Genomic DNA, 16,600 nt, shown 5'->3' on the forward strand with positions numbered 1-16,600 from the left:
CAGAGGCCGAGCACGGCACCGTCCCACCAATTGGATGTCGTTAAATCCCACTCGCCCGCTCCGCCAAGGCCGGCCCCATTCACATTGTTGCCAGCAGCACTGGTGTCGGTATCCCAATAGAAAGCAGCTGCTTGCGCAGCCCCCAACTGACACATCAGCAGAGTGAAAACAATGAGTCCGCACCTTGCGGGAATGCTGAACAGTTTACTATGGGCCTTCATGAAGCTATGAATGAAATAGACGCTCTTAAATCACCGGTGCAGTTCACCGCGCATGTGATCAGACTGGTTATGTTGGAAAGATTAGTCTGAGTGAACTGCATTCTTTGGAACAGCCCAAAGTGATCCTTACCTCAACACTTGGAGGAAAGTTTAGCATGTTGGAGCTTTAACTTTATAAAGTAAGTGGCTATTCCTTTACCTCTATTAAGGGGTAATCTTTGTTACGGCTCTAAAAAGGAAGGGCGCTCCAACGACAAGATCTAAACCCAGCTATTCCGAAGATACTTTTACCACGCTAGCACGGTAATTTATGTGACTCTTTTTTATAGTCTAATCCTTAGGAGGAAGGCATTAATGGCCAGCCGCAATCTAGCGCGACGCAGAACCTTTCCTTTATCGCAATCATAACTGGCCCCGACCACGCAACTCAGCGCGTTGAACGGCGGCGGCGAAGCATCAAGCCGGAAAAGCCAAGCATGAGGAATAGCACACGCGAGGGCTCCGGAACGACGACGATGAGGCCGTAGGTGGTGAAAGCCGATGTGTCCCAGGACAGGCCGGATGCAGCCAAATCGGGAAGGCTGAAGTCGGTGCTGGCATTGAAGCTGCCGCTGTAGCCAGCCCAGTCGATGAGATTGAACACATCTCCCAGCTGCGGACCCGATGTGGAGTAGCCTTTGTCGAGCACGGTGATGGTTCCGGTTCCAGTACCAAGGACCAATGAACCGGCCCCCAGATTGACGAAATCATGGTTGCCGGGAGTCGCGCTGTTCCAAGTGGCCAGACTTGAGCTGCCGATTCCTTGAAGGTAGGAAAGGGCTGTGGTCGCGGTGCCGCCCAGGCCATCGTGATAGGCTCCACTGTAGTAAACACCTGACGCCTGGGTGGTAGGGGCGGTGATTCCAAGCTCGATCCTGGCACCGTCATTCACGGTCAATGTGTTGGTGACTGCGGTGAACGTGAGCGTTTGATTGCTGGTGTCCGTGTTGCCGGTGCCGGGAGCGAGAACGGTGCCGCTGTTGAGAACGGTGCTGCCAGCGATGCTGCCAGAGCCAGTGAGCCTGCTGCCCGAGTTGCTGACGGTCACACTGCCAGTGCCGGTGCCTGACCCGGAAGTGTTAGCTACCTCCAGCGTACCGCCGGAAACGGTGGTGCCACCGGTGTAGGTGCTGGCCTGATCCAGGGCGAGAGTGCCAGCGCCCAGCTTGGCAAGACCGACTGAATTGGCACCTGCATTGGTGTCTGCGATGGCCGTGGAATAGGTGAAGCGGCCGCCTGTTGCATTGGAGGTGTCGAACCCAATTTTTGAGCCATTTTCAAAGCCACCAGTAGCGGTGCCGAGAGGCTGGATGATGGCGATGTCTGAGGCGGTGAACTCTCCGGCTCCGCCGACATTGAAGGCGGCTGTGGCACCGCTGATGACAACGAGATTTGTGGCAGTCCAGTTTGCGGCGATGTTATTGTAGAAAGAGGTTTGTTGGGCGAATGCAAGTGTGCCAGCGCTGACCGTTGTCACGCCGGCGTAGGTGTTGGTGCCGCTGAGAGTTTGCGTGCCTGCTCCGGTCTTGGTCACGGTGCCGCTGCCGCTGATGGAACCGCCATAGGAGAAGCTGCCGAAGCGGTTGTACACCAATGCGGCGTTATTGATGATGCTCTGGCTGTTGCTGATCGTGCCATCGTTTCCGCTGGTGCCATCTCCCAATTGCAATGTGCCGTTGCTGATGGTGGTGGTGCCTGCGTAAGTATTGGCACCGGTCAGGGTCATGGTGCCGCTGCCCTGCTTGGTCAATCCACCGGAGGTGCTGCTGATGACGCCACCATAGGTGGTGGAGGTGTTATCGCTGCCAGCATTGAGGGTCTTTGCTCCCAAGACCACGCTGGCTCCGCTACCGCCGGCCAATGATGCGATGGTGGCGGACGTGGGAGTCACACCACTGATGTCAAATATTCCGCCTGTGCCGGTCACGGTGATCGCGCTCAAAGTCGCGGTGCCGGTGGTGCTGAGTGCGAGGGTGCCGGTGCCGACGGTGGTGGTTCCCGAGTAGGTGTTGACGCCTGTCAGAGTCAGCGCTCCTCCATTGATGGCGAGGTTCACTTTCTGGGTGCCGCTGCCGACGACGTTCTGAATAATGCCCGCATACAAGGATGTGCCCGTGAGAGTGAGTGTGGAATCCGACGTGGTGGAACTGTTGCCGATTGTTGCCGTACTGGCGCCTTTGACGATGCCGACCAAAGACTGGTTGAAGCCCCCAAGATCGAAAATCCCTGCTGCCGTGGAGGCAATGGTGAGTTTGGCTGTGGTGGCAATGCCGTTGTTGGCACCGATGGCGATTGTGTCCTGGTTGTTGGTGATGCCAGTGTAACCCGTGCCACCACCCGAGAAAACGACGGTGCCGATGCGCGCGGTCACTTCCACCGACGAAGTGATGACGCCTGTCACATTCAAAATTGTGCCGGCCGTGGGTGCAGCAAAATGGCCGCCGGCGGCAGCGACATTGTTGATGGTGATCGGCCCGGAAACGGTCGCCGCTCCAGCCGTTGTTCCCGCTTCAATGAGGCCTCTGCCACTGGTGGCGTTGTTGGCCCCGATGATGATGGCGTTGGTGAAGTTAAGTCCCGTGCCAACGACGAGTCGAACGCCCGTGGAATTGAACGTGAGAGTGCCGCTGCCCAAGGCGCTGGCATTGTCAGCTTGAATGATGCCGTTGCTGAGCGTGGTGCCGCCCGTGAAGCTGCTGGCCGTGTTGAGGATGAGCGTTCCCGTGCCGGTTTTGATGAGTGACAAAACTGAGCTGGTGCCGGTATTTTGAAGCAGGCCACTGAAGGTGCTGGAGGCGTTGTTGCTGCCGACCGTCAATGTGCTTGTGGTGCTGTCGGCCAGATTGTCCACGGTGCCAGTGCCACTGAGCCCGTTCACGGTGTCGCTGAAGCCGTTCATGTTCAGGAGGCCGTTGGTGGTCACGAAATTGCCTTTGCCAGTGCCATCCGGAAGGACGTTGCTCGATCCGAGCTGAAGGGTGCCGCCACCGAATGCGAAGGTGGTGTCACCAGCATAAGCGTTGGTGCCCTCAAGAATGAGTGTACCGCTGGTTGATTTGACCAAGGCCGCGCCCGCATTGAATTCGGTGAGGTTTTTGAGCGTGCCCTGCTGGAGATTGAAGTTGGTGACCAGATTGCCGCTCGCACCAATGGTGCCGTTGGTCATGTCGAGGATGCCGCCATTGAGCGTGAGAGTGGAGGTTTCTGATCCCGTGCCATTGGTGGCAGCAATGTTGCCGTCCATCGTCAGGATGCCCCCGTTGATGATGATGGAGTTGGACACCGCATTGAGGGCGTTGACGGTGGTATTGCCCATGGTGAGGTTCCCCGTCACACGAAGGCTGCCGCTGTTAAGATTGATCGTGGCGGTGCCTGTGGTGGCAAGGGTGGCCGTTGCAGCGGCATTGTTGACGGCCATGTTCAGGGTGCCGATGGTCGTCGTGGATCCATTGATGTTGAGCGTGGCCTGCGTGCCACTGGAGGCCGTGGCACCGCTGACGCTGAGGGCCCCCATGTTCAGGGTCGTCACAGCGACGGTCCCCAAGCCGCTGATGCTCAGGGTGGAAATAGCACTCCCTGAAGATGTTGCCGCAGAGGTGGAGTTGACGCTCATGTTCACGGTCGTGAATGTCGCCGTGGTTCCAGCGGTGGTGCCGCCGAGGGTCAGATTGCCCGTCACATTGCCGGTCGTCAGACTGGATCCTCCCCGGCTCGCGAGAGTTACCGTTGTTGCAGCCAGCGTTCCAGTGTCAAAGGTCAACGTTCCCGTGGTGTCTGAGGTGGTGGCACTGGCCGTGGGTGCACGCGAAGCGATGGTGAGAGTGCTGGCCAGAATGTCCACGCTGTTTCCAGCAAACAAAGCGTTCGCTGTGAGAACGGTGTTAGTGCTGCCCGTGGTGTTGACCAAATTGATCGTGGTGGCCCCTGTGCCGTTGAGCGCGCGAATTTTTAACGTGCCTGCACCCGCGGCAAAGTTGACCACACCATTGCTGCGGGCGACGGTAGTGCCCGTGGATACGCCGCCGATATTAAAGATGTCGGCATTGATGGTGGTGACGCCGGTGCCCAGAGTGAGAGTGGTTGTTCCTCCATGAGTGGTGGACGCACCCACATCCACCAAAGCAGCGGTGATGGTGCTGGTAGGAGCGAGCAAAACACTCACCGTGTCCGAGACACTGCCAGTATCCGAACTGCCGAGACGGAAGGCACCGCCGCCGAGATTGGCAATAAAAGTGCCGAGCCCGGTCATATCCAGAGTGGAGGTGCTGGCGACGGTGCCGCCACCGCCCACGCGGAAGATCGCGCCTGGCGAAGAGACGCTCCAGGTGCCCACGCCTGCGGTGACACCGGTGACGGTCAGCTTGGAAATGGTCGTGCCCGCAGTGGTCGAGGCACCGACAGAGACGTCATTGTTGGTGTTGAGCGTCATACCCGAACCGATCTTGATGACATTGCTGGAAGCGGAGTTGGTTTGCGAGATCAAGCCGCCGCCAAAGGTGGCGCTGACGCTGGTCAAATCCAAAGTGCCCACGTTAGTGATGGCGCTGGAGGTGCCAAACACCAAGGTGTTGGTGGCCGAGTTGAGATTCTGCTCCGTATCAAAAATCACCGTCCCCTGATTGATGACCGTGCTGCCGTCGTAAACATTGATCCCTGACAAGCGAAGGGTGCCCGCGCCAGATTTGGTGATGCTGAAAAGAGATTCGGCGTCATCGATCACACCGGCGATGGTGAGTGTTTTCGCGGTGACGTTGATGGTGGAAGAGCCTTGGAGAGTCACGGCTCCGGTGCCGGTATTCAAATCGTTGGAGCCGATGAAGATGGAACTGCCATTCAAGTTCAGCGGATTGTTGCTGAAGGTCATCGCAGCGCCCGAAGTGTTGTCAAACGACCCGCCGCTGATGGTGAAGGCATTGGCCCCGATGGCCGCAGCTCCGCCGATGTTCAAGGTGCCGACGGTGAGATTGACACCGCTGCTGATGGAGTTCGTACCGCCCAAGTTCAGGAGGCCGCCTGTGACGTCCACCGAGCCGGTGATGGTGCTGTTGCCATTCAGGGTCGTGGTGCCGCCGGAGATGCTGATGCCGCCGCCGAGGGTGTTCGTTGCGCCGCCGAAGGTCGCTGTGCCAGCGGTCACCGCGAGACTTCCGCCAATGCTGACACTGCCACCCACTGTCAAGGTGCCTGCCCCAGCCTTGGTCAGTGAACGATTGTCTCCGCCGTCACCGATGGAACCGCCGACGGTCAGCGTGCTGGCGGTGGTGGTCAGGATGGTATTGGCACTGAGGGTCACACTGCCCGAGCCAAGATTCAGCGTGTTGGTGCCGGTGAAGGTGAAACTGCCATTCCAGATCATCGGATTGTTGGCCGTCAGGCTCACTCCAGAAGCTGAAGTGTTATTGATCGTGGTAAGGGCATTGATGGTGAAGGTGCCGGTGCCCAGAGCATTGTTGGCATTGATGTTCAGCGTGCCGCCGGACAGTGTGAAACCACCGGCACCCGTGTTGCTGGTGCTGTTGAGGGTAAGAGCGCCAGCGCCAGCCTTGTTGATCAGAGCATGGATAGTCACAGGGCCGCTGACGAGCAGGGACGCCCCGGTGCCGTCTACATTCCAAGTCTGACTCGCCACATTAGCGCTGGAGGCCACCACCGGTGCCGCGATGGTGATGTTTCCTCCATTGGCACCGACGAGAATACCGCCGGAGGTGCTGCTGGGCGCGAGGGTGAGGGTGCCCGAGATGCCCTGGTTGATCGTCACCGCAGTGACGCCTGTGGGGGCCGCGATGAATTGCAGACCATCAATGGTATAATTGCCATCGAGTGTGGTGGTGATGGTCGGGCCCGTGGCATTGGTGGCACTGAAGATCACAGTGTCGGTCGTGGTCGGCACGGTGGTGTAGTTGGTGTTACCCTCGGGATTCGTGGCCCAGTTGGTCAAGGGGCCGGCGTTGGTGGTGGCCCAGGAGGTGGTGGCCTGGCTGCCCGTCCAGTAGATGGGCAGGTAGGAGACCACATCGAGGCTGATCAGCGTCGCGCTGGTGTTGAGGGTGTAGTTATAACCGACCGGAGCATTGCCCAGCGCAAAGGTCGCGAGATCCAGTCCGCTGGCGGCTGAAATGAGATTGTAGCTGCCCGCACCGAATCCAGAGAGGTTGAAGAAATCGAGCGTGATGGTGCCGCTGACCACGGCAGCCACGGAGCTGATGATTTGATCGCTTACGCCAGAGGCTCCCAGTTCAAAACCAAGGCGAGCCCCGCCAGCCACTTGAAGAACACCCGTAGCGAATGTGAGAGCCTGCGCGCTGTCGTTTTGGAAACTCATTACTCCGGTGGAGGCGACGGTGAGCGCATTGATGCCGCCCGTGCCAAACCCGGCCTGCAGCTTGCCATCGTTCACGATGACCGCATTGGCACCGCTGTTCCAGGTGTTGGTGCCGGAGATGATGACCGTGCCAGCCCCGGTCTTGGTCAGGTCACCGGTGCTGCTGCTGCTGATGCCACCGGAAAGGGTGAGAGCACCGGTGGCGCTGGTGGTTTCGAGGGTGCCGCCGGAAGAGCCGAGGGTGAGCACACGCGTGGAGGTGAGATCCACGGCACCGGAACCAGAGTAGCTAAGCGTGCCGCCATTGATGCCGACGGTGTTGGTGGCGGAGGCATTGCCCAAATTACCACTGGTGGAGAAGGACAGTCTGCCGCCATTCGCATTGACTGCGCCACTGAAGGTGCTGGTGGAATTGAGTGTGACGGTGTCTGCCGTCGTCTTGGTCGCGCCCACGCTGCCGGAGAGAATGGCATTTACGGTGCCGCTGCGCAGATCGAAATCTAACGTGGAAGTGAGCACGCCGGTGGTGCTGGTGATGAGGCCGCCCTGCAGACTGACCGTGCCGACGGTGTTGGAGAAGGTCGTCAGATCCAGTGTGCCGCCGTTCACAGTCACATTTCCAGTGCTGGCGAGGGTGTTGTTCGCGCCAAGAGCAAGCGTGCCGCCGGAGACGGTGGTGCCTCCCGTGTAAGAGTTTGCGCCTGACAATGTCAGCGTGCCTGTGCCAATCTTGGTCAACCCGCCGGAAGTGTTTGCCGTGGCGAGCGCACCCAAGGTGATGGATGCGCCAGTGCCGCCGCCGCCGGTCAGTGTCAAAGTGGGAGTAGTGCCGCTGACATAGGTGCCGGATGAAGTGACCACCACACCGACCACTGCTCCGCCGCTGATGAGCGCATAACCTGCGGCTGGAGTGCCGCCAGGCATAAGACCGGCACTGCTGAAGACGACTGCGGGCGCGCCAATGTAGCCACTGCCGCCGACGACCATCATATCAGCCTGCGTGACGCCGACACCGGTGGCAGCGGTCAGCGGCTGATTGAGAGCGCTGTTGAAGCCGTTGCTGTCAAAGACCAGCCCACCGTTGAACGATGGAGCACCGGAGACGGCGCTGTTGTCGATGGCACCAAAGAAGGTGGAGGTAAAAGTGATGCCAGCACTCGACACCGGCACCCAGTTGGAAATCCCTGCGGTGGTCTTCAGGGTGCCGCCGGCAAAATTCAGGTAGGCGTTGTTGGCACCCGCTGCATTCACGCTCGAAACGATGCCCGTGCCTACACTGAGTGTGCCGGCGGCCAGATTGACAAAGCCGACGTTGCCACTGCCATTGGTGGTGTTGTTGCCGAATCGTACGGGTTGTGCGCCGGTGATGACGGTGCCGCCCGCCAGATTGAGAACGCCGTAGGTCCCGCCGGTCACGGTACTGTCCATGAAGATGGCGAATGATGCCGTGGAGCCGGTGTGATCAATCACGCCGCTGTCGGCGACAGTGATCTGTCCCAAGCTGTAGCCGTTGATGAACCATTCCGCATTGGTATGGTCGAGAAAGCCGGTGCCACCCACATAGACCACACCCGCGGAGGAGGTGGCAGGGTTCAGCGCATTGCCGAGGCTGGAGGATCCGTTGACGTCAAACCGGTTGCCGGCGATGAAAGTGCCTCCGGTAAGATTGAAGTAACCGTAGGAGCCCGCTGCTTTGGCCACATATTGAATATTGCCTGTACCGGGCGCAATGGTGACTGTGCCGGCCGTCTGATTGTATACCGCCGCACCACCGGCAAAGTTGCCGCCGGTGATGGCGTACAAGGTCATGTTACCGCTCACGTTCACAATCGTATTGTTTATTGTGGAACCATAGACCAGCGTGGCGGTGGTCGTGTTACCGGTGATGGAACCAGTGACGTTGAGAGTGCCGTTGTTGACGGTGGTGTTGCCGACATAGGTGTTTGCGCCGCTCAGCGTGAGTGTTCCGGTGCCATTTTTGACAAGCGCCAGATTGGCGACACCGCCATTTTGCAGCACGCCCGCAAAGGTGGTGGAGGTATTGTCGGCACCCAGGGTGAGGGTGATGGCTGTCACCGCGCTTCCATTCTCAACGACAGCGCCCGCAGCACCCGCGAGTGAAGCGATGGTATTGCTGAAGCCGTTGAGCTGGAGTTTGCCGGCGGCACCGATGACCACGGCGGAGTTTGCGCTGAAGGCAGTCGTAGAGCCAGCACGCAACATGCCGCCATTGATCGTGGTAATGCCGTTGTAGGTGGAGGCATTGGCCGTGGTGAGTTGCAGAATGCCGTTCCCCAGCTTGGTCAAATCGAAGCCATTGCCAGTGACGCCACCTGACACGTTCAGCACTGTCGTGGCGTCTGCAACGGTCCAGCTCTGAGCAGCGGCGAGAACGAGCGCGGCGGAGATGGTCACCAATGCAGGAGCGCCCGTCTGGAGATTGATGCCGTTGGTCGAAGCCGTCGGTGTGAGCGTGAGGGAACCACCCGTGCCGGCAGCGATCGTGATCGCATTCAACGGACCAGCCCCCACGTTGCTGTTGAAGGTGAGGTCTTTGATAGTAAAAGCTCCATCAAGCGTCGTGCTCAGGGAGATGCTGGTCAGGCCATTGGCACTGAAGATCACGCTGCTGTCCGCCCCGGGAGTGCCGAAGATGTTTGAAGTGCCTGCAAGATCGGAAGTGAAGTTTGAGATGGCACCATTGAATCCAGTCCAGCTATTATTGGCCGCTCCTTTCCAATAGAAGTCTCCGGTGGAAGCCGCCGCCGTGAGCTGGACGAGGCTGTCTGTGCTGGAGAACGAAAAACTGTAACCTGCCATCAGGGAAGAAACGGAACTGAGACCATAGGCAGCACCACTTAAACCGCTGGTTGCCGAAATGAGCGTGTAGATGCCGGGGCCAAAACCAGTGAGGCCCGTGAGGCGGAAATTCACTGCATTGGCGGTCGTCGCCGTGCCAGTCAGTGAAAGGGAGTCGTAGTTGCTTGTGGAGCCAAGCTCAATGCCCAAGAAGGCTGTTCCTGTGCCCGCACCGAGGTTCAGGCTTGTCAGGTTCAGCGTCTGACCCAGGGTGTTAACGGTGTTGAAGGTGCCGCCGGCAGCCACGCTGAGGCTTGTCATGGAAGGAGTCGCGGCAGTCGAGCCCGTGATGCTCAACGTGCCAGCGCTCACGGTCGCGCTGTTGAAGTTCAAGTTCGCCGAACTCAAGATCAAGGCCGAGGTGGCGCTGTTCTGGATCACACCGGTCACATTGGAACCGATGTCGGCACTGATGGTGGTCGTGCCGGTTGCGGTGCCGGAATTGGTGATGGTGCCAATGTTGTTGAGGGCGTTGGTGCCGAAGGTCATGGTGGCCGTCGTGGCCGTGTTGTTGATGATCACATTGCCCGTGCCGGTGATACCGCCATTGAGCTGGGAGGTGCCGGTGGAGCCCGTTCTGCTTATGGTCAAATCATGGCTGTTCAGAGTGACCGCGCCGTTCCAAATCGAACTGGCAGAACCCGTGCCCAGAATGAGTGTGGCAAGACCGGCGTTTCCGGAGGCAACCGTGATGGACTGCTGATAGGTACCCGAGTTGGTCACCTGCAGGGTTGCGTTGGATGAACCCGATGAATCACCGAGGGTGATCACGTTGGCATTGTCGCCAAAGGTATTGGCATTGCTGCCGCCGATGACGGTGCCTGCTTTGATGGTGAGGCCGGAGTTCCAAAGGTTGACGACTGCGCCAAGCGTGAGGCTGGAGGTGAGGCTGTTTTGGATAACGCCGGTCACATTGGTGCCGATGATGGCGCTGATGGTGGTCGTGCCGGTGGCGAGACCGCTGTTGGTGATGTTGCCCGAGTTATTGATGGAAACGGTGCTGATGGTGATGACTCCAGTCGATGTCACATTGTTACTGATGATCACATTTCCCGTACCGGTGATGCCGCCGGAGATGGTGGAAGTGCCCGTGGTGCCTTCCTTGGCAATGATCACATCTCTATTGAGGGTGATGCCACCTGTCAGAGTCGGGCTGCCTGTGGAGCCGCCGAGAAAAATAGTGGCAGCACCCGTGCTGCCCGCTGCCACCACAACGGGGTTGGCATAGGTGATCGTATTGAAAAAGTTGATGCTGGCATCGAAGCTGCCGGAGGTGTCACCCAAAGTAATCACGTTGGAGCTGGCGCCGAAGGTGTTGGCGTTGCTGCCGCTGACGACTGTGCCCGCCTTGATGGTGAGGCCGCCGGTGAAGGTGCTGGCAGTGGCACCCAGAGTCAGGGTGCCGAGGCCCATTTTCACGATGGCGATGTTGTTCTCGTTGGTTCCCGCTCCGCCGATCAAACCCAAGTACGAGGTGTTCGTGTTTTGATTGATGGTCAGGGTTGAGACCGAGCTGTTTCCACCCACGAGGAAGGCCCCGGCAACGGCGCTCAGGTCTGTGATGGTTTGATCTGATGTGGTCGTACCGCCCAACTGCAGCACCCCGGTGCTGCCTAATGTCAGGCTGGCCGTGGTGGTCAGACGGTCTGCGCCGCCGTCGAGAATCAAGCGCCCCGCGTTGATGATGGTTGCTCCGGTGAAGGTGGAGGAGGCATTCAGCGTGAGCGAGCCCGTGCCGATCTTGGTGAGAGTTCCTGCGCCACTGTTACCGATGGAGTTGGCGAATGAAATGTTATTGCCATTGGTGTCAAAGGTTGCGCCACCCAAGCCAACCGTGATGGTCTTGGAGGAGGGATCATAAACTCCGGCAAATTGCAAGCCGCCGCCAAAGAAGTTCAGGCTGCCGCTGCCCAGCTTGTTGAGCGCGTCCGCCTGCACGAGGCCCAAATTGACATAGAGATCGGTGAAGGCATTGCTGGCGCTGCCAAACACGAGCGTGCCCGCGCCCGATTTCACGAAGGTGGTGGCGGTGGTGAGCGCGGAGTTCACTGTCAGTGATCCGGATGCATTCGTGACATAGGCGTAGTAAGGTGTGCCGCCGGTGGTCAGGGCGGTGAAGGCACCGATGATGTTGGCCACCGCATTGGCTGAAAGGATGGCACCGCTGGTGATTTGCAGCGCACGCGAAGGACCGGTGAGGGTGATCCCCGTCGCAGCATCAATCAGCAAAGAATTGATGGTGGTGGTCGTGCCGGCGAGCGTTGCTCCCGTGGTAAAGCGGACATTGTTCGTCGTCACGCTGGTGATCGCATTGAACCCGGCGGCTTCCTGAATGTATTCCGTGGCGGTGTTCAGAGTGCGCAGCCCCAGCGTGCCATCCACGAACGTGACAAACGAGTTGCCAACGTTGGTGGCAGCGACGGGAGCGGCAGCCGTGTTCTCGCCAATGAAGTAGGGATAGATGCTGTAGGTGGCGGCACCAGTTCCCGAGCCGGCAAGCCCGCCGCCAATGGCCCCGCCAGGATCAATGCTGAACACAATTCTGCCGCCCTGGGTGGCGACCGTGTCAAAGCTGCGGGCCAGGAGCAGCGCGGTGGAGAAGTTGTTGCGCACCAGCGGAGCAGCCAGGGTGAATTTCGGACCTCCTATGCGGGAGGCAGCCGTGCCGTCTGCTGAGATCGTGTTCTGTCCGGCGTTCAGGGTGAGAACACCCACGGTTTCCAGAGAGGCCGTGGTGCCGCCGCTGCGCGTTGCGTAAAAGCCAAGGCCACCTGCGGTGTTGCTCAAGGTGACCGGAGTCGCATCCGGAATGCGATTGATGCTGGTGGTCTGGTCATTGTTAATCTGCAGCGTGCTGCCCGATCCATTCAATACGATGGAGTTCAACGCCGCACTGAACTGAGTGACGTTGCCACTCAGGAGTAAAATGCCCTGATTGATCTGAAGCGTTCCGACAAAGCCGCTGCCACCACTGGCAGAGTAGGTCAGTGTCGATGCGCCGTTTTTCACCAACGTGGTCGTCGCACCTCCTGTAAAAAGACCCGAATAGCTGCCCGTTGCCGCTTGATTGATGATGAGAGTGCTGCCGGTCCCAAGCGCCACCGTCGCGCCGCCGTTCGTGCCGTTGTTGCCGCCACTGAGACTGCCCACCGCCTCAGTGGTGCCAGCCGCCAGGCTAAAGACGACGGGAGCGCCCACGGCCGCAAGAATCAGCGCCTGGGTGTCGCCGACAGCAAAGCCGCCGGAAGCGATAACCGTACCGCCCAGCAAACTGAAGGCTCCCGTCGAGTTGTTGTATCCGCTCAGCGCCAGAGTGCCTGCGCCGCCTTTGGTGATCAGAGTCGCGCCTGTGATCGTGGAGGAAACTGCGAGAGACTGGCTGAGACTGTCCGTGGTGAAGATCAGTTCGTTGCCCACATTACCGGCGATACGGCCGCCACTGATGGTTGTCACACCCGCGCCGGAGGTCTGGAGAATGCCGCCGCTGTCAATGCGCAGCAGGCCGCCTGTAGTTATCGTGATATTGGAGGCGCTGGATGAATTGAAACGCAGACTGTTGATGGCGGTCTCTGTGTCCAGCGTGCCGGTGAATCCGCTCGAGTCCGAAATGTTTTGCCCAGCCTGCCAGTTGGTCACGACGTCCTGAAGGGTGCTGGTCGCAGCAACGATGTTGCCACCTGAGACCGTGCCAAAGGATGTCACGCCACCACTCGTCACCGTCAACCAACCGCCGCCGGCACCAACCAAACCCGTGGTGGTATCGTTGGTGGTGGAAGTGATCACGCCATGGGTCGCGCTCTGAGTGCCCGAGGCGAGATTGATACGCAACACACCTCCACCCGCAGCTCGGGTGATGGCTCCGAGATTCAGCACCAATTCCTGGCCCGCGCCCGGATTCAAAAGGATGTTCGATTGTGCGCCGGCAGCAAACGTGGTGCTCGCGACGACCTGTGAAGTGTCCGCAGAAGCATTGCCATTCAACACCAGGGTGCCACCCAGCAGTGACAAGGCTCCGGTAGTGCTAATTTTGGCAGCATTGGAACCTGTATAATCCAACAAAAGAATGCCGCTGTTGAGTGTCGTGGTGCCAGTCAGCCCCGAGTTGTCTCCAGTAAGCGTGAGTGTGCCGCCCGCGCTGGTGCTCTGAACGACAAGGCCGGTGAACGTGTTGTCACCCGTGAGCAACAAATTGCCGGCACCCGATTTGGTCAGAGCGAATGCTCCGGTGATGGGAGCAAACACCGAAAGCTCGTACGCGCCCACTGCCGCAACATTGGTGCTGTCCCCAATGGTGAACGAACGCGCGGCGCTCAGTGTGATATTGCCCGCGCCAGTGCCGGTGATCACCGCGCCCAGCGGATTGCCGGTGCTGGTGTAAGTCACGGTGCCGCCGAGAGTGAGTGTGCCGGTGCCGAGATTGATCGCACCTTGGGCGATGGGGACAGTGCTGGTGCCTCCGAAGGTGATGGCGGCGGAAGTAAAATGATAGCCGTTCAAATCCAACAGAGCAGACAAAGCAGTGGAGCCGACGGCGATGGTCACCGTGCCTGTTATATTCAGCGCCTGATTTACTCCAAAGCGAAGCGTTCCTGCCCCGATGATCGTGCCACCTGTCCAGTTATTGGTACTGGTGAGAGTCAAAACACCGGTGCCCAGTTTGGTCAAAATATTGGTGGCTATGCCCGTGACGGCGCCGCCCGCCACCGAGCCTGAAGCAGCAAAAGTACCGGAGAACGTCGTCGAGGTGTTGTCACCACCGACCGCGAGGGTCTTGGCAGTGGTGTTCGAATTGAAGATGCTACCAGAACCTGAGATGGAACCCACCGTCTCGGTCTGACTGGCAGCCGTCCCATTGATGTCGAGACTGCCCAAGGCTCCGATGGTGACGGGCGCAGTGTCAGTAATGAAATTGGAGGCTCCACCCTGAAGAACCCCATTATTAATAAACACAGGTCCGGTGAAGGTATTAGTCGCACCATTGAGCATCAGTGTGCCAGTCCCGATTTTAGTTAATCCCCCAGCCCCCGAGACGACGCCCGCGAGTGTGAGGATGGTCGTGGCCTGAGTGACATCAATCGTGGCATTGCCGCCCTGCAGCAAATAAGTGTGCGCGCCTGCGGTCGTAGCGGCACCGCTGATGGTGCCGGTTACACCCGTGTACTGCAGAGTGGCGCCATCGCGCAGTGTCACGGCGGTCGTTGAACCGCTGCCGAGGCTGCCTGCACCGCCGGCGGTCACATTGCTGAAGCTCAGGGTGCCACCGTCCACAATAACTGTTCCCGTGAAGGTGTTGGTGCCAATAAGCGTGAGCAGGCCCGGACCGGTTTTGACGAGGTTCAGGGTACCGGCACCATTGCCGATGCCTGCATTTACGGTCACTCCATTGGTGATGTTGTACTGCTGAAAAATAAGATCTCCTCCTGCCACAGTCGCCTGTCCCAGGACCCCGCCGCCTGTGGCCTTGATGTTCCAGCCATCGGTGCCGTCAATGAGGATGGCACCCGGCGTCGCCGTAGTGCCCCCGCCCAAGGTCATGTTCAACGCACCCGCACCAAGATCCAGCGTCTGCCCCGTCCCGACACTGGAACTGAGCTTCAGTGTGCCTATGGTGGCAGATGCGGTGGTCTGCGTTTGGCTGGCCGTCAAAATATAGGCGGTGCCGGTTGCACCACCACCGGCCACGGGAAGGACCGTAGAAGGCACAAAACCTGACATCGCTGTCGAAGCCGATCCATTGTTGTACGCCCAGTTGAAGGTATTGGCAGTGCCATCACTGAAAACCAGTCGACCATTGATCGCCGTTGAGGCAATTGCCGTGCCGATTTTAAACGTAGTGGTGGCCGGGGCGACGATCAAGAGAGCTCCGCCTGAAGCGGTGGCTGTCAATGCTCCCGTTGTAAGACTGGTGCTCGTCCCCCCATTGGGTGTCAAAGTGATGGCTCCCCCTGTGACTCCCAAGGTCAAGGCACCCACCGTTTGCGAGACGAGCGTTCCGGAACGACCTATCATCTGGAAATCCCCGCCGGTGATTTGCAAAGGGGTCGCGCCAAGAAAGCCGCTGGTGAGAGCGCTGGCAGAAGTATCCAGAACGATCGCACCACCATTGACGATGGTGTTACCCGTGTAGGTTGACCCTGCGACACCGTTTGCGGGCTGAAGGGTCAAGGTGCCTGCACCGATCTTGGTGATGGCAATGTTGGCTGCGGTCGTGGGTGCAATTCTCCCTGTAAACGTGGTGCTCGTATCATTGCGTCCGATCGTCAAGATGCGTGCCGATGACGAGTTGGTCAGAAGCCCCCCACCACTCAGCGAACCCATGGTGAGTGCCTGCTGAACGTCCAGAGTCGCGCCCGTGGCAATCGTCACCGCACTGCGCACAGGCAGAGCGGCGGCTCCATTCAAGATCATTGTACCCGCATTGATCGTCGTCGCACCGGCATAGGTATTGGCACCTGAGATACGAACCGTCCCCGAGTCATTTTTGATCAAGCTGCCCCCTGTGCCGATGATTCCCGAAATATCAATCGAGCCCGTGGCAACCGCACCCGTTCCGTTGAGCGTGATATCGGAGAGTGTCGAACGTAAGGTGCCGGAGATCGTGAGGGTGCCGCTGGTTTCATTGTTGGTGATCGCCAGCGTGTCTTTGAAAATAGAATTGGCAGAAATGGTATCCGCACCGCCGCCCGTTTTGATGATCGCCGCAGAACCGGAACTCACATCGAACATCAAGGTGCCCGTTCCCACGGTGATCGCATTGCCTGAACCACTGCTGTCACCGATGTTGAGAGTGCCGAGGGTGACTGGCTGATTCAGACTGACCGTCTGCGCTCCATTGAGGCTCGCCGTCAAATTCGCGATGTCATCCACGGCATTGGGGAAATCAGAGGCCGGCAGCCAGTTGGCACCATCGTTCCAGGTGTAGGTTCCGGTGGCAGACTGGTTCCAATAAAATGTCGCTGCCTGCAACGGGGGCCCGATCTGCCACATGAGCATCAGAACAACCATCAGTATGCCCAAAGAACGGCGGAAAGGGCGTATGTAACTCATGTTTATAATTTTAATTAGCGGACCGCCATGGTAATGGTTACGGCCACATCAGGGCAAGCAAAAGCCGAGTAAGAATCTAAAGATTTATTACTTTTGCCGGTAAAATGAAAAC

At 58.8% G+C, this 16,600-nt stretch carries 2 protein-coding genes; both read right to left on the reverse strand.

What is annotated here, in order from left to right:
- A partial coding sequence (locus PSV43_RS05820; RefSeq protein ID WP_300194596.1) for a hypothetical protein occupies positions 1 to 221 on the reverse strand: 221 nt, incomplete at its 3' end.
- A 427-nt stretch (positions 222 to 648) separates the two neighbouring features.
- The gene (locus PSV43_RS05825) at positions 649 to 16,488 is read right to left on the reverse strand and encodes an autotransporter-associated beta strand repeat-containing protein (protein ID WP_300194597.1); all 15,840 of its coding nucleotides are present in this window, start codon (positions 16,486 to 16,488) and stop codon (positions 649 to 651) included.
- Positions 16,489 to 16,600 lie beyond the last annotated feature (112 nt).

The organism is Prosthecobacter sp. (genome assembly GCF_029946185.1).
GTDB lineage: Bacteria > Verrucomicrobiota > Verrucomicrobiia > Verrucomicrobiales > Verrucomicrobiaceae > Prosthecobacter.